Here is a 21,575-nt window from a genome sequence, read left to right on the forward strand (position 1 = left end):
GTGGCCTCCAGCGCCTGCCGGGCCGCCGCCGTGGCCCGCGCCACGGCGGCCGACCGCTCCTCCGCCGCCTGCTCCGCCCGCTCGCGCGCCTCCCGGGACTCCCGCTCGGCGCGCTCCCTCGCCTGCTGCGCCTCGACGCGGGCGGCCTCGGCCTCGGCGGTGCCGCGCTGCGCGGCCTCGACGGCTGCCAGCGCGCTGCCCTCCACCTCGTCGAGGCGGGCCGCGACCGCGTCGAGGGCGGTCGCCAGCTCGGTGACCGGCACCCGCACCGCGTCCACGTGTTCACGCAGCCGGTCGGCGTCGAGCCGGAACGTCGCGGGCCCAGAGTCGAGGCCGAGCGCATCGAGCGCGTCCCGCTCGGCTCGGGCCATCTGCCCGCACGTCCGGCCGCCGGGCCAGCGGGTGTCGCGGCAGAACGAGCGGCGCCTCCCGCCTTGGGGGCCCGGCGGCGGCAGCTGGGCCCGGCACTTGCTGTAGCCGCAGCGCACGGCCTCGTCGATCATGATCGAGACGCTACCAGTTCGCAGTTTCAAACCGATTAACCGACACGATGTTTTCTCAACCGAACCTGACACCAACGAAACCACTGTTTTGTTGGTGGCACTCGGCGCGGCGGCGCTCCGGGCACGCCGAAAACTGGGACCCTCCCCCGGTGACCGCCGACGCCCTCGCCGTGCTCGAATCGCTCCCCCGGGAAGCACCGCCGGACGTCCGCGCGACCGGCCCGGAGGAGTGGCCCGGCGTCGCCGATCCGGACGGGTTGCGGGCCCAGCTCGCCGACTGGCTCGGCCAGTACGCGAACGCCGGCACCCGGCGCACCTACGCCTACGCGCTCGGGCTGCCCGTGGAGTGGGCCGACGCGGTCGGGGGCCGCGAGCCGGCCGAGCCAACCACCGGGCCGCGCCCACCCGCCGCCACCCGCGGACCCCTGCACGCGCTCGCCTGGTTCCGCTGGTGCGCCGCCGGCACGCTCGACCCCCGCGAGGCGAGCGCCGCCCACGTCAAGGCCTGGCTGCACGCGCTCGACGCCGCCGGCGCGCGGCGGCGCACCCGGCAACGGATGCTCGCCACGCTGTCCGCGCTCTACGGGCATCTCGCCGAGACCGGGGTCGTCGCGGCGAACCCCGCGGCGCTCAACCGCTCCCGGCTCGGGCTCTCCTCCAGCGCCCGGGACGCCTCACCGACCGTGCGGCTCACCGCGGCGCAGCTGCGGGCGCTGCTCGACGCGGCCGCCCGGCTGCCGTCGGCACGCAGCCCGGCACTCGCCCGGCTCTATGCCACGCGCGCCGTCGCCGTGGTGGCGCTGCTGACGCTCGGGCTGCGGATCTCCGAGGTCACCGGGCTCGACCGCGACAGCCTGTACCGCACGGGCGGCGAGGATGTGCTGCGCGTGCTGGGCAAGGGCGGGCTGCACCGCGAGGTCTACCTGACGGACCTGGCCCGCGACGCGCTCACCGAGTACCTCGTCGAGCGCGACCGGGTGGGGCAGTCCGCGGTCCCCGCCCCACGCGGGCAGACCGCGGGCGGCGCGGCACCCCTCATCGCCACCCGCACCGGCGGGCGCTGCTCCCGCTTCGACCTCTACACGCTGCTCCGCCGGATCGCGGCGACCGCGGGCCCCGCCCTCGACGGAGCGGCCGATCACGTCCACCCGCACGCGCTGCGCCATGCGTACGTCACGATCGCGCTGGAACAGGACGCACGCATCCAGCACGTCCAGGCCGACGTCGGGCACGCGACGATCGCCACCACCCAGCACTACGACCGCGGCAGGCGCACCCGGGCCAGCACCGCCGCGGACCTGGTCGCCCGAGCCATCGAGGTGGCGACCGAGGAGGCGCACGACAACGCCCGCCCACCCGGCCGCCCGTAGTTTCCAGCGAAAAAACAACGCTAAGGACCTAGGAATTGATCTTGGTCTGACTGCCCCGGACCCTGCCGTTCGGCATCGGCGTGCTGCAGGTCCGCGACGGCCGGATAACCGAGATCGTCGCGTTCCACGAGCCGGCCCTGTTCCCGTCGTTCAACCTCCCACCCACCCTGGACCGATGAGGTTTCGCGGTGGATGCCGTCTCAGTACCGCACGAGGCAATCAGCCGGCAGAGGAGACAGCAGTGAACGACACTGAACCGCAGACCGCGAACGGCAAGGTGCTCTGTGCCGAGCCCGCCGACGGCGTCACGTTCCTCGACTGTGACGTGGCAGAGGCGGTGCGGATCGCGCTGGCCGCGGCCGGCGGCGGGAACGTCGAGGTGCTGTCGCCGACGATCGGTGGGCAGCTTCTCGAACGCGGCCTGCTCGACGAGATCGACCTGCACATCGCGCCCGTGCTGCTCGGCGAGGGCATCCGGCTGCTGGACCTCCCCGGTGGCCGGCCGCACTACCTCCACCGGGTCGGCGACGGCGACCCCACGGCCGAGCTGAGTGTGCGGTACCGGCCGGTCAGGCCGTGACCGCGAGCGTCACCACGGCGACGGCGAGCACCCAGCACAGTTCGTGAACTATGAATCTGCTTAAGGAGTAGACGTGACGATTCAGAGTGATGTACGGGAGATCAGTGCCGGAACGCGCCGGCGCAATCGGACTCTCGCGGTGGTGGGGGCCGTCGTGGCGGCCGTCCTGGTCTGGGTGGTGGGCGAGCCGTTGCTCGGCAACGACATGATCATTAAGGCCGAGGGGCAGGAGCCGCAGGACCTCGGGGCGAGCGCGATCATCATGTTCGCGCTGTTCTTCTCCCTGCTGGGCTGGGCGCTGCTGGCCCTGCTGGAGCGCGTGACCCCCCGCGCCCGCCTGATCTGGACGGTCGTGGCGCTGGTGGTTCTGGCCGTGTCGTTCTTCCCGCTGTTCACCATCGAGGCGTCGGGCGGGACCAAGGTCGTGCTCGCGCTCGCGCACGTCGCGGTCGCCGCAGTGCTCATTCCGGTGTTCCGGGCGACCTCGACGAACGCCCGCAAGTAGGGGCCGGAACTGGCACGCGAGATCATGGGCGCCGTCTTTCCGACCGGGACAGGAACCGTTCGGTAACGTTCGTCCGGCAAGAACACCGACCGGCCCGAGCTGACCCGCATGTTCGACTACGTGCGCCCCGGCGACGTGCTGACCGTGGTCTCTCTCGACCGGAAGAGCCCGCCGGCTACTCCGGCCGGGTCGGCCGCCGGGCGGGGACGCAGCAGTCGATGGCGCACGGGGCGCCGTTGACGGGGCAGCCCCCTGCGGGGACGGAGCCGAGCGAGCGGGGCGCGAACTCGTGGAGGTGCTCGGCGACGAGCTCGGCGACCATGTCGGCGAACCGGGGGTCCGGGCCCGCCGTCGCTGCGCGGGCGAACGCCATACCGTGCTCCTCGGCCCGCTCACGGGCCTCGGTGTCGAGGTCCCAGATCACCTCGACGTGGTCGGACACGAACCCGACCGGCGACACGACAACGCCCGGCACACCGCGGGCGTGCAGCGCGTCGATGTGGTCGACGATGTCCGGCTCCAGCCACGGCACCCGCGGCGGCCCCGACCGGGACTGCCACACGACGTCGTACTCCGTCTCCCCGAGCTCCGCCGCCACGAGCCGGGCGGCCTCGGCCACCTGCCTGGAGTAGCGGTGCCCGCCCTCCTCCGGAGGTCCGCCCGCCGCGTCGGCCCCCACGGGCACCGAGTGCGCCGTGAACACGAGCCGCGCGGAATCGCGCACGTCGGAGGGCAGAGTGGCCCGGGCCGCCCGGACGGCGTCCACGTTGGCCGCCACGAAGTCCGGGTGGTCGAAGAACTGGCGCAGCTTCACGAGGTCCGGGGCCGCGCTGCCGACGGCCTTTCGGGCGCGGGAGATGTCCTCCAGGTACTGGCGGCACGCCGAGTAACCCCCGTAGGCGCTGGTGGCGAACACGAGCGCGCGGCGCACCCCGTCGCGGGTCATCTCCGCGACGGTGTCCTCGACCATCGGGTGCCAGTTGCGGTTGCCGAAGTACACCGGCACCTCGATGCGCTCCCGCACCGCGGCGATCAGATCGCGGTTGCGGGCGTTGAGCGGGCTGACCCCGCCGAAGTGCTGGTAGTGCGCCTCGACCGCGTCAAGCCGTTCCGGCGGGACGCCCCGCCCGCGCACCACGTTCTCCAGGAACGGGCGGACGTGCTCGGGTGCTTCCGGCCCACCGAAGGAGAGGACAAGCAGGGCGTCGAACGACTCGTGCACCCCCAGATCACACCCCGATCGCGTGGAAACCGCCATCGGCCCACACCATCGAGCCGGTGGTGGCGGGCAGCCAGTCCGAGAGCAGCGCGCAGACCGTCTTCGCGACCGGCACGGGGTCGGTGACGTCCCAGCCCAGCGGCGCTCGACCGTCCCAGGCATCCTCGAAAGCGGCGAAGCCGGGGATCGACCTCGCGGCCATAGTCTTCACCGGGCCGGCCGCGCAGAGGTTGACGCGGACGCCCTTCGGGCCGAGGTCGCGCGCGAGGTAGCGGGTGACGGACTCCAGCGTGGACTTCGCGACGCCCATCCAGTCGTAGGCCGGCCAGGCCTGGCGGTTGTCGAAGTCCATCCCGACGATCGACGCGCCGGGCTGCAGCAGCGGCAGCACCGCCACTGCGAGCGCCTTGAACGAGTAGGCGCTCACGTGGATCGTCGTTGCGACGTCCTCCCACGGAGCCTTCAGGAACGACCCCTCGCCCAGGCAGGACGCGGGCGCGAACCCGATCGAATGCAGCACCCCGTCCAGGCGCGGCTCGTCCCCGAGGTGCGGGGTGAGCCGGTCGACGAGGGTGTCGAGCTGGCTCTCGTCGGTGACGTCCAGCTCGATGACCGGGGCGGGCTGCGGCAGCCGCTGCGCGATCCGTTCCACCAGCCGCATTCGGCCGAACCCGGTGAGCACGACCTGCGCGCCCTGCTCCTGCGCGACCTTCGCGACATGGAACGCGAGCGAGGCGTCGGTGATGACGCCGGTGATGAGCAGCCGTTTGCCCTCGAGCAGTCCCATGGAAGCCTTTCCTGAATCCGTCACGTGCGTGCTAGTGGCCCATGCCGAGGCCGCCGTCGACGGGGATCACGGCACCCGTGACATACCCCGCGGCGTCGGAACCCAGCCATGTGACAGCCGAGGCGATCTCGTCCGGGTCGGCGTAGCGGCCGAGCGGCACCTGGCTGAGGATCTCGGCGCGGCGGGCGTCGGGCAGGGCGCGGGTCATGTCGGTGTCGACGAAGCCCGGCGCCACGACGTTCGCGGTGATCCCCCGCGAGCCGAGCTCCCGCGCGATCGAGCGGGAGAGCCCGACCAGACCCGCCTTCGACGCCGCATAGTTCACCTGACCGGCTGACCCGGTCAGGCCGACGACGCTGGAGATGAAGATCATCCGGCCGCTCTTGGCGCGGAGCATCCCACGCGACGCCCGCTTCGCCACGCGGTAGGCGGCGGTGAGGTTGGCGTCGATGACGCGGGTGAAGGAGTCCTCCGACATGCGCATGAGCAGGGTGTCGTCGTTCATCCCCGCGTTGGAGACGAGCACCTGCACGGGCCCGTGCTTGTCCTCGACCTCGCTGAACGCGGCGTCGACGGCTGCGGCGTCGGTGACGTCGCACTGCACCGGGAGGAGCTCACCGGGCAGTCCCTCCGCGCCGCTGCGGTGGGTCACCGCCACCTGGTCCCCCTGCGCCGCGAACGCCTTCGCGATCGCCAGCCCGATCCCGCGGTTGCCACCCGTCACCAGCACGCTGCGTCCCACGCGGCCACCCTATGGGCCCAGCGCAACCCCGGCGACCACGCCCCGCCGACCGTAACTCGCACGCCGCAATCCAGCGACTCGCGCACCGCAATCCAGCGACTCGCGGGTGGGTACCTGCGAGTCGCTGGGACAATGCGAGCGAGTCGCTGGATTCGGGTGTGCGAGCTGCGGGGTCAGGGGAAGCGTCGGCCCATGGCCAGGCCCGTGCCGACGCCCGCCACCAGCAGGAGGGCGCCGCCGGCGAGCCACGGTCTGCTCGTGTCGACGCGGCGGACCTCGTACCCGATCTGTTCGCCCAGCTGCGCATAGACCTGGCGCAGCTCGTCCTCCGTCGCGGCGGTGAAGAACTGCCCGCCGGACAGGTCCGCGATCGTCCGCATCGAGGCGTCGTCGACGGCGACCGGGGTGCGCTCCCCCGGGTTGATCTCGATGGTGCCGTAGTCGGTGCCGAACGAGATCGTGGACACCGGGATTCCCGCCGCGTGCGCCGCGCGTGCCGCCGTGAACGAGCCCCGCGGCTCGTCCTCCGGCATCACGCCGCCGGGCACGGTCTGCTTGCCGTCGCTCATCAGCACGATCCGGGCAGGCGGCGGGCCCTCGCTCGCCGCCCCCGCGATGGCCTGGGAGAACGTCTCCACCGACTGCATCGCCGCGAAGATCGCCTCACCGGTCGCCGTGGACTCCGACAGCCGCAGCCCGTCGACGGCCCGCTTCACGGGATCCCGATCCGCGGTCGGCGACACGAGCACAGCCGCCGTGCCTGCGAACGACACGAGACCGAGGTTGATCCCGGGCGTGAGCTGATCGGCGAACGCCTTCGCCGCGGCCTGCGCGGCAGCGAGCCGGCTCGGTTGCACGTCGGTGGCCTGCATGGAGAGGGACACGTCGATCACCAGCACCACCGTGGCGCGGTTGCGCGGCACCCGCGCGTCGGCCATCGGGCCGGCCAGCGCGATGGTCAGCACCGCGAGCGCGCCGATCAGCGCCGCCGCCGGTACGTGCCGCGGCCAGCCCGGACGCTTCGGCGCGACGCGGTCGAGCAGCTCCAGGTTGGTGAACCGCACGGTGTCGCGGCGGCGCCTGCGCAGCAGCACGACGTAGCCGCCCGCGAGCACGGCGACCACCACCAGCAGCAACAGCCACCATGGATGCGAGAAGGTCATCGGCCACCCCCCGACCACGCCCGCTTGCGGGCGAGCACGAACCGCACGACGTCGGCGATCCAGTCGGAGTCCGTACGCAGTGTCAGGTGCGCGGCGCCGCAGCGGCGGAGCACGGTTGCCACCTGTTCGCGGTGCTCCGCCGCCGCGGCAGCGAACTCGCGGGCCATCAGCGGGGTGATGGTCACCTCGCGCTGGCGTCCGGTCTCCGGGTCCGCCAGCACCACCGTGCCGACGTCGGGCAGCTCGAGCTCGCGCGGGTCGAGGACCTCCACGGCGACGAGGTTGTGGCGCGTCGACAGCGCGCGCAGCGGGCGCTCCCAGTCCGGCTCACCCAAGAAGTCGGAGATCACCACCGCGAGCCCGCGCCGCCGCGGCGGCCTGCGTAGCTGCTCGACCGCACCCTTCAGGTCGCCCCGGGTTCCCTCCGGCGCCCGCGGGGTGCGGGCCACCCGCCGCAGCATGCCCTGCGCGTGCACCAGCCCACCCCGCGCCGGGATGCGCACGGTCTGCTCCCCGGTCGCGACGAGCACGCCGATCCGGTTGCCTCCCCCGCGCGTCAGGTGCGTGACGGCGGCGAGCGCCGCGATGGCGAGGTCGCGCTTCTCGCAGGACGCCGTGCCGAAGTCCAGGCTCGGGGACAGGTCGAGCACGACCCACGTCTCCAGCTCCCGGTCCGCGACGCTCTGCCGCACGTGCGGCTCGGTGGTGCGGGCGGTGACCGCCCAGTCCATCCGGCGCACGTCGTCGCCGGGCTGGTAGAGCCGAGCCTCCCCCGGCTCGCTGCCCGGCCCCGGGACGAGGCCGAGGTGGTTGCCCTGCAGCAGCCCGTCCAGCCGCCCGCGGACGGCCAGCTCGAGCGTGCGCAGCGCCGCCTCCATCCGCCCGTCGCGGAACGAGGGCGGCGCGGTGGGCGTCCGCGAGGCGCTGGCCGGATTCACGCGGGAGCGCCCGCCGAGGTGTAGGGCGGCGGGGTCTGGTCGTGCGCCGGCCCGTTCTGCGGCCGCGCACTGACCTGCGGCAACGGCACCGTGGCGAGCACCCGGGAGATGATGTGGTCCATCGGGACGTTGTCGGCCACGGCGTCGTAGGAAAGCACCAGCCGGTGGCGCAGCACGTCCGGCGTCACGTCCAGCACGTCCTGCGGCAGCACGTAGTCGCGACCGCGCACCAGCGCGAGCGCTCGCGCCGCCGCGACGATCCCGAGCGTGGCGCGCGGCGAGGCGCCGTAGGACACCCAGCCGGCGATGTCGGAGAGCCCGTGCTCGGCGGGCGTGCGCGTGGCGACCACCAGCCGCACCACGTAGTCGACGAGCGCGTGGTGCACGAACACCCGCGACGCCACCGTCTGCAGTCGCGATAGCTCGCCCGGGTCGATCACCTGCTGCGCGACGGGCGGCTCGGTGCCCATCCGGTAGACGATCTCCCGCTCCTCCTCCACACCCGGGTACTCCACGATGATCTTGAAGAGGAACCGGTCGCGCTGCGCCTCTGGCAGCGGGTAGACGCCTTCGTTCTCGATCGGGTTCTGCGTCGCCAGCACGAGGAACGGGTCGGGCATCGGGAAGCTCTTCCCGCCGATCGACAGGTGCCGCTCGGCCATCACCTCGAGCATCGCCGACTGCACCTTCGCCGGAGCGCGGTTGATCTCGTCGGCGAGCACGAAGTTGGCGACCACCGGCCCGAGCTCGACGTCGAACTCCTCGCGGCCCTGCCGGTAGATGCGCGTGCCGAGGATGTCGGCGGGCACCAGGTCGGGTGTGAACTGCAGGCGGGCGAACGTGCCGCCGACGACCTTGGCGACCGTCTCGACCGCCAGCGTCTTCGCGACGCCCGGCACCCCCTCCAGCAGGAGGTGGCCGCGGGCCAGGAGCCCGACGAGCATCCGCTCGACCAGCCGGTCCTGACCGACGATCACGCGCTTGATCTCGAAGACGACGCGCTCGAGGCGCTCGCCTTCCCGGGCCGGGGTAGGAACGGACTCGCTCACGGTGCCATCCCACCCCATGCCAGGTGAGACGCCGGTGAACGGGTCCCGATCCCCCGCTCTCGGGCGTGCTGCCGGCGGACGGGGTTCTGAGCGGCGGCTCCGTTGAGGCTGACGGTTGTGTCTTCGATTCGTTGGCGAATCGTTGCGTCAATGATTGATTGACAACGAAGGTTGCCAGCGACTGACTCCGGGGCCGCGGCGCGGGATGTCGGGTAGGCCCAGCGCGCCGAGGCCGCCGGCGGGGCGTTCCGGCCCTCGACAGCGGCCGGCCTGGTCCCGCCCGGCGTTCTCCCGCTAGCACCGGGCTCCGCTCCCCCCTGCCCGGCGACCGGCCCGCAGCTTCATTCGTCTCGGCCAGGAGGTGTCGTCGATTCGATGTCGTTTTGGAGGTGTCAATGTTTCGTTGACACCTGAGTTTGCGAAGCGCGTCTGAGCCCCCCGTTCCAAGGGGGCTCAGAGAACCCGGGTGGCCTCTGGCAGCAGGCCTTTCGTGCGTAGCGGTACCACCCGCACGTTCGCGCCGGTGTACGGGGCCTCGATCATCTTGCCGTTGCCGATGTACATCGCCACGTGATGGATCGGGGCGCTCCCGTTCTGGTAGAACACCATGTCCCCCGGCCGCATGTCGGACAACGGCACCTTGCGGCCGGCGTTGAACTGACTGCGAGCGACCCGCGGGAGGGCCACCCCCGCTCCGTTGAAGGCGTAGAGCATGAGCCCCGAGCAGTCGAAGCCGATGCGGTCGAGGGGGGATCCGAATACATCCGGAATGCCGGTGCTGGGGCCGCGACCGGTGCCGCCACCCCATACGTACTGCACGCCGACCTGCGACATCGCCCGATCGATCACGCGCTGCACCGCCGCGCTGCCCCGCACAGCCCCGGTCTCACTGCCCTGCCGGGGAAGCGCGAGCCGCGCCGTGGCGGCGTCCCGTTCGGCACGCTGCCCCGCCGCCGCCTCCTCGGCGATCCGGCGCTGCCACTCGTCGAACCGGCTGCGCTGGACCCGCAGGCCGTCGTCGGCCGCCTCGGCCGCGTCGAGCCTGCGCTGCACGTCGGCCCGCTCCGCCTCGACCGCAGTCAGCAGCTCGACCTGCTGCCGGGCCGCGTCGGCCGCCCCGGCGTACGCCTGGTCGGCCACCGCCTTCGCCGCGGCCGCCTCCGTCTCGCGGTCGCGCGCCTCGTCCCGGGCCTGACGGGCAGCGGAGTCGGCGTTCGCCTTCTCGACGCGCGCCTTTTCCAGCGACTCCTGCGCGCTCGCCTGCGTCTGGACGATGAGGTTGTTGAACTCGGCCCGCGCGACCAGGTCCTCCGGGCTCGCGGACTCCGTCAGGAGCCCGAGCGGGCCGGTGTCGAACCCCTGCTGGTAGGTCGCGGCCACGAACTCGTCGAGCCGCGCCCTCGCCTGGTCGATCGCGACGGTGGCGGCGTCGGTCTCGACGCGGGCCGCTGCCGCGCGCCGGGCGGCCGCCTCGGCCGCCTCTTGCGCCACCTGGAGGTCGACCATCGCGGCCTCGGCCGACTCACGCTGCACCGCGAGCTCGACCTGGAGGTCGTCCACGCGACTGTCCAGCTCGGCGAGCTGCGTCGTCAGCGCGGCCACCTCGCTCGCCCGCGCGTCGACGGACTGCCGGCTGTGCCGCAGCTCGTCGTCACTCGGATTCGGCGGGGGAGGGGGCGGCTGGGCCAGCGCGGTGGCCGTTCCGCTCAGGAGCACCAGGAGCACCGCCAGAGCGACAGATCGACCGGTCCACCCCTGGGCACGCCGGCGCGGCGCGGGCCGCCTGCCGAGGGCGCGTCGACACCGCACGAGAACGACCTCCATCCCCGTCGCTGATCACGCGAGCGATGGCACTGTGCCACCGAAAACCGTCTGGTCACACTCGCCACACCCGCAACGGAAACGAACTTGCACCGCATCGGGCGTTCCGAGTGGCCCCATCACGGTCCGTGAGGTAACCGGGCACGCAGTTGAACGCCCGGTAACCCGCGAACCGGGATCACCACGACCTGACCGCCACCGGGGACGGGCCCGGTCGTGACGTCGCGGCCGTCAACCCGGGCTGCGCGAGTTGCTCCGGTTGGTCGCGTGCCGCCCTGGTCGCGTGCTGCCCTGCCTCGACCAGCTAGCAGGACAAGCGTACTGTTTGGCGTGCGGGGTTCGCTGTGTCGCGGACGTGGCGGTGCGCGAGACTCCCGCAACTCACACAGGCGTCCGAGCGCCCACCACCGCCAGGAAGGACACGACCGTGGCCAGCACCGACAGCTTCGGAGCGAAAGGCACCATCCAGGCAGGCGGTGCCGAGCACGAGATCTTCCGGCTGTCCGCCGTCGAAGGAGCGGAGCGCCTCCCGTTCAGCCTCAAGGTGCTGCTGGAGAACCTGCTCCGCACGGAGGACGGTGCCAACGTCACCGCGGACCACGTCCGTGCGCTCGCCGGGTGGGACCCCGCGGCCCAGCCGGACACCGAGATCCAGTTCTCCCCCGCGCGCGTCGTCATGCAGGACTTCACCGGCGTGCCGTGCGTCGTGGACCTCGCGACCATGCGCGAGGCCGTCACCGAGCTGGGCGGCGACCCGGCGAAGGTCAACCCGCTCGCTCCGGCCGAGCTCGTGATCGACCACTCGGTGATCATCGACGTCTTCGGCAGGCCCGACGCCTTCGAGCGCAACGTCGACTTCGAGTACGGGCGCAACAAGGAGCGCTACCAGTTCCTGCGGTGGGGCCAGGGAGCGTTCGACGAGTTCAAGGTCGTGCCGCCCGGCACCGGGATCGTGCACCAGGTCAACATCGAGCACCTCGCGCGGGTGGTCATGACCAGGAACGGCCAGGCCTACCCGGACACGCTCGTCGGCACCGACTCGCACACCACGATGGTCAACGGCCTGGGTGTGCTGGGCTGGGGCGTCGGCGGCATCGAGGCCGAGGCGGCCATGCTCGGCCAGCCCGTCTCGATGCTCATCCCCCGCGTGGTCGGGTTCAGGCTCACCGGGGAGATCCCGGCGGGCGCCACCGCCACCGACGTCGTCCTGACGATCACCGAGATGCTGCGCCGCCACGGGGTGGTCGGCAAGTTCGTCGAGTTCTACGGCGAGGGCGTGAGCGCAGTGCCGCTGGCCAACCGCGCCACGATCGGCAACATGAGCCCCGAGTTCGGTTCGACGGCGGCGATCTTCCCGATCGACGACGAGACCCTCCGCTACCTCAAGCTCACCGGCCGCTCGGACGCGCAGATCGAGCTGGTCGAGGCATACGCCAAGGAGCAGGGTCTCTGGCATGACCCGGCCCGCGAGGCCACCTACTCCGAGACGCTCGAGCTGGACCTCTCCACGGTCGTTCCGTCCATCGCCGGGCCGAAGCGCCCGCAGGACCGCATCGAGCTCTCCGACGCCAAGCCGTCGTTCCGCAAGACCGTGCACGACTACACCGACGACGCCGTCGCCGAGCCGCCTGCGCACAGCGGCGTGGACGAGGCGGGCCGGGAGTCGTTCCCGGCCAGCGACGCCCCCGCGCTGAGCTTCGCCGACGAGGACGCCGCGCCGGTCGTGTTCTCCGCCGCGAACGGCAGTGAGGGACGCCCGTCGAAGCCCATCGTCGTGAAGTCCGCGGACCGCGGCGAGTTCGTGCTCGACCACGGCGCCGTCGTCATCGCCTCGATCACGTCGTGCACCAACACCTCCAACCCGTCGGTCATGCTCGGCGCGGCGCTGCTGGCCAAGAACGCCGTCGCCAAGGGCCTCGCCGTCAAGCCGTGGGTGAAGACGTCGATGGCGCCGGGCTCCAAGGTCGTCACCGACTACTACGACAAGGCCGGTCTCTGGCCGTACCTCGAGAAGCTGGGCTACCACCTCGTCGGTTACGGCTGCACCACCTGCATCGGCAACTCCGGGCCCCTGGCCGAGGAGATCTCCGCGGCCGTCAACGAGGCCGACCTGTCGGTCGTCTCCGTGCTCTCGGGGAACCGCAACTTCGAGGGCCGGATCAACCCCGACGTCAAGATGAACTACCTGGCCTCTCCGCCGCTGGTCATCGCCTACGCCCTGGCCGGCACCATGGACTTCGACTTTGAACACCAGCCCCTCGGGCAGGACCCCCAGGGCAACGACGTCTACCTGCGTGACATCTGGCCGTCCGCGCAGGACGTCCAGACGACGATCGACAACACGATCAGCCAGGAGATGTTCACCAAGGACTATGCCGACGTCTTCGCCGGTGACGAGCGGTGGCGCTCGCTGCCGACGCCGGAGGGCGACACGTTCGAGTGGGACCCGCAGTCCACCTACGTGCGCAAGCCCCCGTACTTCGAGGGCATGCAGCCCGACCCGGCGCCGGTCACGGACGTCTCCGGCGCCCGGGTGCTCGCGCTGCTCGGCGACTCGGTCACCACCGACCACATCTCCCCCGCCGGCTCCATCAAGGAGGACACCCCGGCCGGGCAGTACCTGCGCGAGCACGGTGTGGAGAAGAAGGACTTCAACTCCTACGGCTCCCGCCGCGGCAACCACGAGGTGATGATCCGCGGCACGTTCGCCAACATCCGGCTGCGCAACCAGTTGCTGGACGGCGTGAGCGGCGGCTACACCCGCGACTTCACGCAGGAGGGCGGACCGCAGGCGTTCATCTACGACGCCGCGCAGAACTACGCCGCCCACGGCACCCCGCTGGTCGTGCTCGGCGGCAAGGAGTACGGCTCCGGTTCCTCCCGTGACTGGGCGGCGAAGGGCACCGCGCTCCTCGGCGTCAAGGCCGTGATCGTCGAGAGCTACGAGCGCATCCACCGCTCCAACCTGATCGGCATGGGCGTGCTGCCGCTGCAGTTCCCGGAGGGTGAGTCGGCGTCGTCGCTGCACCTCGACGGCACCGAGACGTTCGACGTCGGCGGCGTGACGGCGCTCAACGACGGCACCACGCCGCGCACCGTGCACGTGACGGCCACGAAGGAGTCGGGCGAGACGGTCGAGTTCGACGCGACCGTGCGCATCGACACCCCCGGCGAGGCCGACTACTACCGCAACGGCGGGATCATGCAGTACGTGCTGCGCGGGATGCTGCGCGGCTGAGCGCCGCCCCGAACGCCGCCGAGCCCCGCTCACCCACCGGTGAGCGGGGCTCGGTCGTGTTCGGGGCGGCCCCATCCTCAACGCAAAGAAAGCGGCTCTGCTTGCGCCCGTGCAAGGAAGGTGGCGTTCCTTGCGCCAGTCGCGGCGGCGGGTTGGACGCGTATGTGTGTGCAGAGCCTGCAGTCCGCCGCGGTGGAGTCCCGCGCACTACCAGGCTCTGCACACACATACGCACCGGGGCCGCCGTCAGGTGGACATCAGAGCGAATTGGCCAAGATAAAACAGCTCTCCTGTGCACCTCACCGCGCGCGGCTGAGCGGTTGGACGCGTATATGTGTGCAGAGCCTGGAGGGTATGTGCCCAGAGCCTGGAGGGGTCCCGGCCGCCCCCGCCCTGGCGGGCGTCGGGTGGGCGCTGGTCGGCAGGCTGCCCGGGATCGCCCTCAGGGTGCTCGCCGTGGCCCTGCTTCCTGCGCGCTGGTTCGCTGCCGCCGTCGCCGTGACGGTGCTGGTCTGCGCGGGGCTCTCGGTCCTGCGCTGGCGGCCGCGGCCCAGCCCGCCCGCGCTCGTCGTGGCAGGGGTGGTCTCCGGTGCCGGAGGCACGGCCTCGGCGATCGGCGGGCCGCCGGTGGCGCTGCTGCTCCTGCCGTTCATGGTCGCCGGATACGCCGTGTCCACGCCGGCCCGCCGCTTGCTCGACCGCGGTTGGACCCGCCCGGCCGTGCTGGCGGTGGCGGTCGGCGGCGCTCTCGCCCTGCTTGCCACCGCCGTCGTCGGCTGACCGGCAGCACGCCGCCGCCCAGGTCAGCGTGCAGGTCAGCGGGCCGCGGCCGCCGCAACCCGCTCCGTCGCGGACTCGTCGAACAGCGCGGCTGTCCGGGCCGCGGACGCCACCGCTCGCCTGCCGGTTGCGAGGATGCCGAGCACGACGATCGCCAACCCACACCCGATCATGACCAGCCACGCCGGGCGAGCGGCGCCGGCGAAGCCCGCGGCGAACGGTCCGGCGATGCTCGAGGTCACGAGCGACCCGAGCACCGCGACCCCGAGCGCCGCACCGGTCTGCCTGCTGGTGGAGGCGACGGCACCGGCCACGCCGGACTGAGACAGCGGCATCCCGGCCACCGCGGTGTTCGTGATGGGGGCATTGACCATCCCGAAGCCGACACCGAACAGCACGTAGGCCACCAGCATCACGGCGATGGGGGTGTCGGCCCGCAGCACCAGCGCGAGTAGCAGCGCGCTCGCCGCGATAGCGGCGCCGGCGATCAGCAGCGAGACACGTGCCCCTCGGCTGCTGACCAGCCGGGCGGACACCGGCGGGAGCACCCCGGCCATCACTGCCATCGGCAGCGTCAGAAGCCCGGCGTGCAGCGGCGTGTAGCCGCGCACGTCCTGCAAGTAGAGGGCGTTGAGGAACAGGAACCCGGACAGCGCGGCGAACGCGCACACCGCCGTGAGGGTGGCGGCGCTGAACGGGATGCTCCGGAAGAACCGCGGGTCGACGAGCGGCTGGGACAGCCGCGACTCCACCCTGACCAGCAGCCCGCCTGCCACCAGCGCGGCCGCGAAGCAGCCGAGGATCGCCGGCGAGGTCCACCCGAGGTTCGGGCCTTCGATGATCCCGAACACCAGGCCGCCCAGCAGCACGACGACGAGCAGTTGGCCGAGCGGGTCGAAGCGGCGGGCACGGGCGGCCCTCGACTCGGGCACGAACTTGGCGCAGAGCACCACGGCCGCCACCGCGACCGGCACGTTGATCCAGAACACCGAGCGCCAGCCGACGCCGTCCACGAGCACCCCGCCCAGGACCGGGCCCAGGGCCATGCTCACACCGATGACCGCACCCCACACACCGATGGCCTTCGCCCGCTCGCGGCGATCGAGGAACGTGTTGCTGATGATGGACAACGCGACGGGGTTGAGCATGGAGCCGCCGACGGCCTGCAGCGCACGGCACGCGATGAGCGCGCCCGTCGTGGGCGCGGCGCTGCACAGCAGCGAGCCCAGGCCGAACAGGACAAGCCCTGTCTGGAACACCCGGCGCCGGCCTATCCGGTCGGCGGTGGATCCGGACAGCAAAAGCAGGCACGCGATCACCAGCGTGTAGGCGTCCACCGTCCACTGCAGCGCCGAGAGCGACGAGCCGAGCTCGCGCTGAATCGAGGGCAGCGCGAGGTTCACGATCGTGTTGTCCAGGCTGACCATGAACAGACTGGAGCAGCAGATGACGAGGATCAGCATGCGCCGTCTGCGTGAGAGCTCGGGCATCGAAAAGCTCCGATAGTTGCCTAGTAGTAACTATTAGCGAGGCTACAACGCAGTTCTTCGCCCTGACCCTCGCTCGCCCGGCCTGCGGGCGAGCTTCCGCTCACATTCCCGGCGGCCCCCGGGCCCGCCCCTCGCGGTCATCGATCCATTGCCCCATCGTCGGCGTCAATCTTTGGTTGACACATGAGCGGAGTGCGCCGGACCCCGGCACACACACGCTCAGACCGGCGCCCTCACACCGCTGTGGCGAGGGTCAGCGCCATGCGCTCCTGCTGGTCGGTCCAGCTGCGGATGGTGTCGAAGCCCGCGTCGGCAAGGAGTGCCCGCACACCGGGCAGCCGGAACTTGGCCGACACCTCTGTGCACATCTCCTCCCCCGCCGCGAACCGCACCGTCATGTCCACCGCGGGCAGCGTGACCGTCATCGCGCGCCCGGCCACCAGCCGCATCTCGATCCACTCGTGGTCCGGGTCCCACAGCGCCTTGTGCGCGAACGCGTCGATGTCGAAGTCGGCGCCGAGCTCCCGGTTGAGCACGCGCAGCACGTTGCGGTTGAACTCCGCCGTGACACCCGCGCTGTCGTCGTAGGCGGCCACCAGCAGGTCGGGGTCGGTGACGAGGCCGGTGCCGAGAAGGAACTGCTCACCGGGGCGCAGCGCCGTGCGCAGCCCCGTCAGGAACTCGGCGCGCTCGGCCGGGAGCAGGTTGCCGATCGTGCCGCCGAGGAACGCCACGATCCGCCGCCCCCGCGCGGGCAGCCGCCCGAGATGCGCGGTGAAGTCGCCCACTACGCCGTGCAGCTCGAGGCCCGGGTACTCGACCGCCAGCGCATCCATCGCCGGCCGCAGCGCCGTCTCGCTCACGTCCTGCGGCACGTACCGGCGCAGGCTTCCCGCCCGCCGGAACGCGTCCAGCAGGAGGCGCGTCTTCGCCGACGAGCCGGAGCCCAGCTCCACGAGCGTGTCGGCGCCGGAGAGCACGGCGATCGAGTCGGCGCTGCGTTCCAGCAGCGCCCGCTCGGTGCGCGTGGGGAAGTACTCCGGCAGCTCGGTGATCTCCTCGAACAGCTCGCTCCCGCGCGCGTCGTAGAACCACTTCGGCGGCAGCCGCTTCGGCACGGCGACGAGGCCGGCCCGGGCATCGGCCCGGAGTGCGGCGTCGGCGTCGGCACCGGTGAGGTGGATGTCGAGCAGGGGCGTGGTCATTCTTCTCCCGTCGTCGCGAGCGCGGTGAAGCGCCGGTGGCCCGGGCAGGCCGTCACGAGGTGCCGGTCGGGCACCGCGGTCCAGGTTGTATGGGGGTCGATCGGCTCGGAGACGACGAGCGCGTGGCTGTCGTCGGTGCGCACGGAGAGCGCGTGCGACCAGGCGGTGGCCCAGATCGCCGTGCCGTTGGTGAGCAGCAGGTTGAGCCGCGACTCCGGAGCCGCGGCCGCGACCTCGGTGACGACCGAGGCCAACGCGTCGGCCGGGTCGGCGCCGCCGCGCAACCGGTGCCGCACGAGCGCCCACAGAAATGCGGAGTCGGTGGGCGCGTCGAGGGTGAGCAGGTCGGTGACGGGCAGCGCCGCGGCCGCCGCGGCGACCGACTGCGGCCATCCGCGCACCACCCCGTTGTGGCTGAACAGCCAGGGTCCGTCGGCGAACGGTGCGGCCGCCGTGTCGGTGACCGGCATTCCCACCGTGGCCGAGCGCACGGCGGCGAGCACCCCGCCGCTACCCGTGACCGCGGCCAGCGCGGCGAACGAGGCGTCGGACCAGATCGGACCGGCGCTCCGGTAGCGGGCCGCGGGGCCACCCGGCTCGGGGTACCAGCCGGCGCCGAAGCCGTCGGCATTGATGGTGCCGCCGCCGCGCATGTCGGCGGGGGCATAGGACTGCCGCAGCAACGAGTGCGGCGGCTCGAGCACCAGCGACGCCAGCGTCACCGGCGGCCCGACGTAGGCCAGATGGCGGCACACGTACCGGCTACACCCTGCCTGAGGGCGCGCCGGCCTCGGCCGCGGTGGCATCCCGGGCGCAACGGAAGCCGGAGAAGATCTGCCTGCGGATCGGGTGGTCCCAGTTGCGGAACGTGCCCCGGATGGCGGCAGGCGCGGTGCCGAACGAGCCGCCGCGCAGCACCCGGTAGTCGCCACCGAAGAACACCCGGGAGTACTCGGGGTACGGGAAGACCTCGAAGCCCGGGTAGGGGTGCCAGCCCGAGCTGGTCCACTCCCACACGTCGCCGATCAGCTGCTGAACGCCCAGCGCAGACGCCCCGAGCGGGTACGCGCCCGCGGCGGCGGGCTGCAGGTGGCGCTGGCCCAGGTTGGCGTGCTCCGGCGTCGGCTCCTCGTCGCCCCACGGGTAACGCCGCGACCGTCCGGACCACGGATCGAACCGGGCCGCCTTCTCCCATTCGGCCTCCGTGGGCAGGCGCTTGCCCGCCCACCGGGCGTACGCCTCGGCCTCGTGGAAGCAGACGTGCACAACCGGCTCGTCGGCCGCGAGCGGCTCCACCGCACCGAAGCGCCTGCGGTACCAGGAGCCCGATCCGTCGCGCTCCCAGAATTGCGGAGCAACCAGCCCGGCCGAGACCCGGTGCCCCCAGCCCACCTCGCTCCACCAGCGCGGCTCGTCGTAGCCGCCCGCCTCGACGAACTCGGCGTACTCCGCGTTGGTGACGGCGGCGGTGTCGATCACGAACGCCGGCACGTCGACGGGGTGGGCCGGCCGCTCGTTGTCGAGCGCCCACGGCTCGGTGGAGGTGCCCATCGTGAACGGCCCGCCGGGCACGAGCACCTGACGGGCGGCGGGCCTGGTGCCGGGCGGCGGCGCGGGTGCCCGCAGCACGGGTGCGCCCGCGCGCAGCTGATGGGTGGCGAGCATCGTCTCGTCGTGCTGCTGCTCGTGCTGCACGATCATGCCGAACGCGAACCCGTGCTCCACGAGCCTGCGGCCCCGCAGCGGGGTGCGCTCCAGCGCGTCGAACGCCTTCTCCCGCACCTCGGCGACGTAGGTGCGGGTCTCGGCCGGCGTGAGCAGCGGCAGCTCGACGCGGCTGGCGCGGGAGTGCTGGAACGCGTCGTAGAGGCCGTCGATCTCCGGGCGCAGCGGCTCGCGGCCCCCGACGTCGCGCACGAGCCACAGCTCCTCCTGGCTGCCGATGTGCGCGAGGTCCCAGACCAGCGGCGACATCAGCGGCGAGTGCTGGGCCACGAGGTCGGCCTCGTCGACGGCCTCGGTGAGTGTGGTGCTCCTGGCGCGGGACTCGGTGAGCAGGCCGGCCACGCGAGCCCGCAGCTCCTCCTCCGTGCCTGGGTGAAGGTCAAGCGTCATGTGCCTGTCTCCTCCGGTGTCGCGGGATCGGCTGCTCCGTCGGCGGGGCCGTCGGCCTCGTCGGCTGGGCAGCGCCCGCGCAGCACCTGTCGCTCGGTCATGTCGGTGAGGTCGGCGACCACCCAGTCCGGGGCGCCGACGCCGGCGAGCCGGCCCAGTGCCAGCTCGAACACCTGGCCCGCGGCGCGGGCCAGCGCCCGGTCGGCGAGCCCGTGGCGGGCGGCGGTCGTCCAGCGCTGCTGCGCCGGCTCGCATGCGGCGAGCGCGCCGTCGATGCCGGCGGGGTCGGCCAGCAGTGCGGTCAACACCGTGACGGGCAGTGCCCACCGCCTGCCCGGCTGGGCGTCGACGTAGCGGATCTCCAGGTGGCCGTGCGGGCGCACGGGCGGGAACAGCGTGGTGATGTGGTACTCGAGGTCGGCGATGGTGGGCGGCTCGGGCAGAGCGCCCTCGATCCAGTCGGCGAACGTGACGCCCTTCGGCACGAGCCACTCCTGTTCGCGGCGCACGGTGAGCACCGGGCTGTGCACCACTCGGCGAGCCCACGCCGCAGCCGGATCGCTGCTCGCGGCGTCGGCGAGCGGGGGCGGCGCGCACCGGGCGGGATCAGCGTTCTGCCAGCTCGCCCAGCGGGAGGACTTCCAGCCGGTGCGTCTGCCGTGCAGTACCGGCGAGTTGGCGAACGCCGCAAGGAGAACTGGGCCGAGCGCGTGGGCCGCGGCCCACCGGCCGGCGACCTCGTTCGGATCGCCCGCGTCGACGCAGACCTGGACCGCCGCGGTGGAGCACATCGCACTACGCCCCTGTGGGCCACGGCGGTCGAAGGACTGCTCCATCGCGCGGTAGCGCGGCAGCTCCAGCACCCTCCGCGGCGGGCGGACCGCGTCGGCGGCGCGGGACGAGGGGTGCAGGCCATGGCCGGCGAGCATGCCGTGCAGCGCTGCGGTGTCGGAGCGGACGACCCGCAGGAGACGCTCGAGATCGGGCAGTGGCGGGCTGGCCAGCTCGATCTGGCCGCCGGGCTCAAGGGTGACCGTGGAGCCGGAAGGGAGCGGGCGGGCGGGCGAATCCGGGTCGAGCGACGCCGGGGCGTGCGGGCCGAGTGCCGCGGCGAGAGTGGCGGCATCCGGCGCTGTTGCAGGGTCGGAGGGCCGGTGCAACAACCATTCGAGCTCCGTCCCGAGGAGCCGAGGAGGACCGTGCTTGAAACAGATCGACCCGACGTGCGTCTCCGCGTCAGCGCAGTCGCGCAGCACCGACGGCCCCGGGTCCGGAGCGAGCTCGGCGACGCCGGTGCGATCTGAGGCTGAAGTAGTGCCCCAGTCGTCCATCACGCCCTCGAACGCTACCCCCGGGCTCCGACAATTTCCTGCGCTCGCGGGGCCGCCACGGCTCGCCGGACCTCCTGGCAGCACGTATGGGACGAATAGACGTCGCAAGCCGTACGTCCGGCTTTTTCGCGGCTATTCTCAGCGGGTGCCCCGCGTCAGCACCGACGAGCTCGCCGCCCGGCGCCAACGCATCCTCGACGGGGTCCGGGGCTGCTTCGCGCGCCACGGCTACGAGGGCGCCACTGTGCGCAGGCTGGAGCAGTCCACGGGGCTCTCCCGGGGCGCGATCTTCCACCACTTCCGCGACAAGGAAGCCCTCTTCCTCGCCCTCGCCGAGCAGGACACCGAGCGCATGGCCGACCTGGTGGCCGAGCAGGGCCTCGTGCAGGTGATGCGGGAGCTGCTCGCCTCACCGGAGTCCATCGACGTCGGCTGGACGGGCACGTTCCTGGAGATCGCCCGCCGCGGTCGCACCGACCCCGGCTTCCGCGACCGCTGGCGCAACCACGCCGAAGCCCTCACGGCGGCCACCCGAGCCCGGCTCGAACGCCAGGCGCGTGCCGGCGCCCTGCGCGACGACGTGCCGGTGCCGGTGCTGGCCCGCTACCTGGAGCTCATGCTGGAGGGGCTGGTGTCGCACCTGGCGACGGGCCTGCCGGCCGACGACCTGGAGGGTGTGCTGGACCTCGTCGAAGGAGCCGTCCGGCGCCGCCGCTGACGGGGCGAGCCAGCCGGCGCT

At 72.4% G+C, this 21,575-nt stretch carries 18 protein-coding genes and 2 pseudogenes; 7 read left to right on the plus strand and 13 right to left on the minus strand.

Annotated elements, in window-relative coordinates; genetic code table 11:
• Window positions 1-503, minus strand: a pseudogene (locus ABD143_RS12025) (response regulator receiver protein); the annotation flags it as partial.
• Between the two features lie 149 nt (window positions 504-652).
• On the opposite strand from ABD143_RS12025, the gene ABD143_RS12030 reads away from it, so the two are divergent.
• From ABD143_RS12030 to ABD143_RS38190, 4 genes and pseudogenes are all read left to right on the plus strand, one after another.
• Window positions 653-1,873, plus strand: a complete 1,221-nt coding sequence (locus ABD143_RS12030; RefSeq protein WP_343975803.1) for a tyrosine-type recombinase/integrase — start codon at window positions 653-655, stop codon at window positions 1,871-1,873.
• A 241-nt stretch (window positions 1,874-2,114) separates the two neighbouring features.
• Window positions 2,115-2,453 carry a dihydrofolate reductase family protein gene (locus tag ABD143_RS12035; protein WP_343975806.1) on the plus strand — a complete coding sequence of 113 codons (339 nt, stop codon included), beginning with the start codon at window positions 2,115-2,117 and terminating at the stop codon, window positions 2,451-2,453.
• A gap of 73 nt (window positions 2,454-2,526) precedes the next feature.
• Entirely contained in the window at window positions 2,527-2,958 is a 432-nt protein-coding gene (locus ABD143_RS12040; protein ID WP_343975809.1) for a DUF6069 family protein, read from the plus strand.
• A gap of 81 nt (window positions 2,959-3,039) precedes the next feature.
• A pseudogene (locus ABD143_RS38190) lies at window positions 3,040-3,198 on the plus strand (hypothetical protein); the annotation flags it as partial.
• Here ABD143_RS38190 and ABD143_RS12045 read toward each other — a convergent pair.
• From ABD143_RS12045 to ABD143_RS12075, 7 genes are all read right to left on the minus strand, one after another.
• Window positions 3,134-4,216, minus strand: coding sequence for a ferrochelatase (locus ABD143_RS12045; RefSeq protein WP_343975812.1), 1,083 nt, complete (start codon window positions 4,214-4,216; stop codon window positions 3,134-3,136). The pseudogene ABD143_RS38190 and the gene ABD143_RS12045 sit on opposite strands and share 65 nt — an antisense overlap.
• Window positions 4,188-4,964, minus strand: a complete 777-nt coding sequence (gene fabI, locus ABD143_RS12050) for an enoyl-ACP reductase FabI (RefSeq protein WP_343975815.1) — start codon at window positions 4,962-4,964, stop codon at window positions 4,188-4,190. Before fabI ends, ABD143_RS12045 begins: the two co-directional genes overlap by 29 nt.
• A gap of 31 nt (window positions 4,965-4,995) precedes the next feature.
• On the minus strand, window positions 4,996-5,706 hold the full coding sequence (gene fabG, locus ABD143_RS12055) for a 3-oxoacyl-ACP reductase FabG (RefSeq protein WP_343975818.1): 711 nt from the start codon (window positions 5,704-5,706) through the stop codon (window positions 4,996-4,998).
• Between the two features lie 173 nt (window positions 5,707-5,879).
• A complete protein-coding gene (locus ABD143_RS12060; RefSeq protein ID WP_343975821.1) occupies window positions 5,880-6,869 on the minus strand; it encodes a VWA domain-containing protein in 990 nt (329 codons plus the stop codon).
• A complete protein-coding gene (locus ABD143_RS12065) occupies window positions 6,866-7,747 on the minus strand; it encodes a DUF58 domain-containing protein (protein ID WP_343977335.1) in 882 nt (293 codons plus the stop codon). The genes ABD143_RS12060 and ABD143_RS12065 overlap by 4 nt, the downstream gene beginning before the upstream one ends.
• Window positions 7,748-7,803: 56 nt before the next feature.
• Window positions 7,804-8,874: an AAA family ATPase gene (locus ABD143_RS12070; RefSeq protein WP_379659729.1), complete on the minus strand. Its 1,071-nt coding sequence runs from the start codon at window positions 8,872-8,874 to the stop codon at window positions 7,804-7,806.
• A 435-nt stretch (window positions 8,875-9,309) separates the two neighbouring features.
• On the minus strand, window positions 9,310-10,572 hold the full coding sequence (locus tag ABD143_RS12075) for a C40 family peptidase (RefSeq protein WP_343975825.1): 1,263 nt from the start codon (window positions 10,570-10,572) through the stop codon (window positions 9,310-9,312).
• 532 nt (window positions 10,573-11,104) lie between these two features.
• On the opposite strand from ABD143_RS12075, the gene ABD143_RS12080 reads away from it, so the two are divergent.
• Window positions 11,105-13,915 carry an aconitate hydratase gene (locus ABD143_RS12080; protein WP_343975828.1) on the plus strand — a complete coding sequence of 937 codons (2,811 nt, stop codon included), beginning with the start codon at window positions 11,105-11,107 and terminating at the stop codon, window positions 13,913-13,915.
• A gap of 354 nt (window positions 13,916-14,269) precedes the next feature.
• Window positions 14,270-14,695, plus strand: a complete 426-nt coding sequence (locus tag ABD143_RS12085) for a hypothetical protein (protein WP_343975831.1) — start codon at window positions 14,270-14,272, stop codon at window positions 14,693-14,695.
• Between the two features lie 35 nt (window positions 14,696-14,730).
• On the opposite strand, the gene ABD143_RS12090 is transcribed toward ABD143_RS12085, so the two are convergent.
• From ABD143_RS12090 to egtA, 5 genes are all read right to left on the minus strand, one after another.
• Window positions 14,731-16,185, minus strand: coding sequence for an MFS transporter (locus ABD143_RS12090; RefSeq protein WP_343975834.1), 1,455 nt, complete (start codon window positions 16,183-16,185; stop codon window positions 14,731-14,733).
• Window positions 16,186-16,418: 233 nt separating this feature from the next.
• Entirely contained in the window at window positions 16,419-17,390 is a 972-nt protein-coding gene (egtD, locus tag ABD143_RS12095; RefSeq protein ID WP_343975837.1) for an L-histidine N(alpha)-methyltransferase, read from the minus strand.
• The gene (egtC, locus tag ABD143_RS12100; protein ID WP_343975840.1) at window positions 17,387-18,145 is read right to left on the minus strand and encodes an ergothioneine biosynthesis protein EgtC; all 759 of its coding nucleotides are present in this window, start codon (window positions 18,143-18,145) and stop codon (window positions 17,387-17,389) included. The genes egtD and egtC overlap by 4 nt, the downstream gene beginning before the upstream one ends.
• A 7-nt stretch (window positions 18,146-18,152) precedes the next feature.
• On the minus strand, window positions 18,153-19,505 hold the full coding sequence (gene egtB, locus ABD143_RS12105) for an ergothioneine biosynthesis protein EgtB (protein ID WP_343975844.1): 1,353 nt from the start codon (window positions 19,503-19,505) through the stop codon (window positions 18,153-18,155).
• On the minus strand, window positions 19,502-20,836 hold the full coding sequence (gene egtA, locus ABD143_RS12110; protein WP_343977338.1) for an ergothioneine biosynthesis glutamate--cysteine ligase EgtA: 1,335 nt from the start codon (window positions 20,834-20,836) through the stop codon (window positions 19,502-19,504). The genes egtB and egtA overlap by 4 nt, the downstream gene beginning before the upstream one ends.
• 145 nt (window positions 20,837-20,981) lie before the next feature.
• Between egtA and ABD143_RS12115 the strand changes: the two genes are divergently transcribed.
• The gene (locus ABD143_RS12115; RefSeq protein WP_343975847.1) at window positions 20,982-21,554 is read left to right on the plus strand and encodes a TetR/AcrR family transcriptional regulator; all 573 of its coding nucleotides are present in this window, start codon (window positions 20,982-20,984) and stop codon (window positions 21,552-21,554) included.
• Window positions 21,555-21,575: the final 21 nt, after the last annotated feature.

Source organism: Pseudonocardia aurantiaca, from assembly GCF_039526725.1.
In the GTDB taxonomy this organism is placed as follows: domain Bacteria; phylum Actinomycetota; class Actinomycetes; order Mycobacteriales; family Pseudonocardiaceae; genus Pseudonocardia; species Pseudonocardia aurantiaca.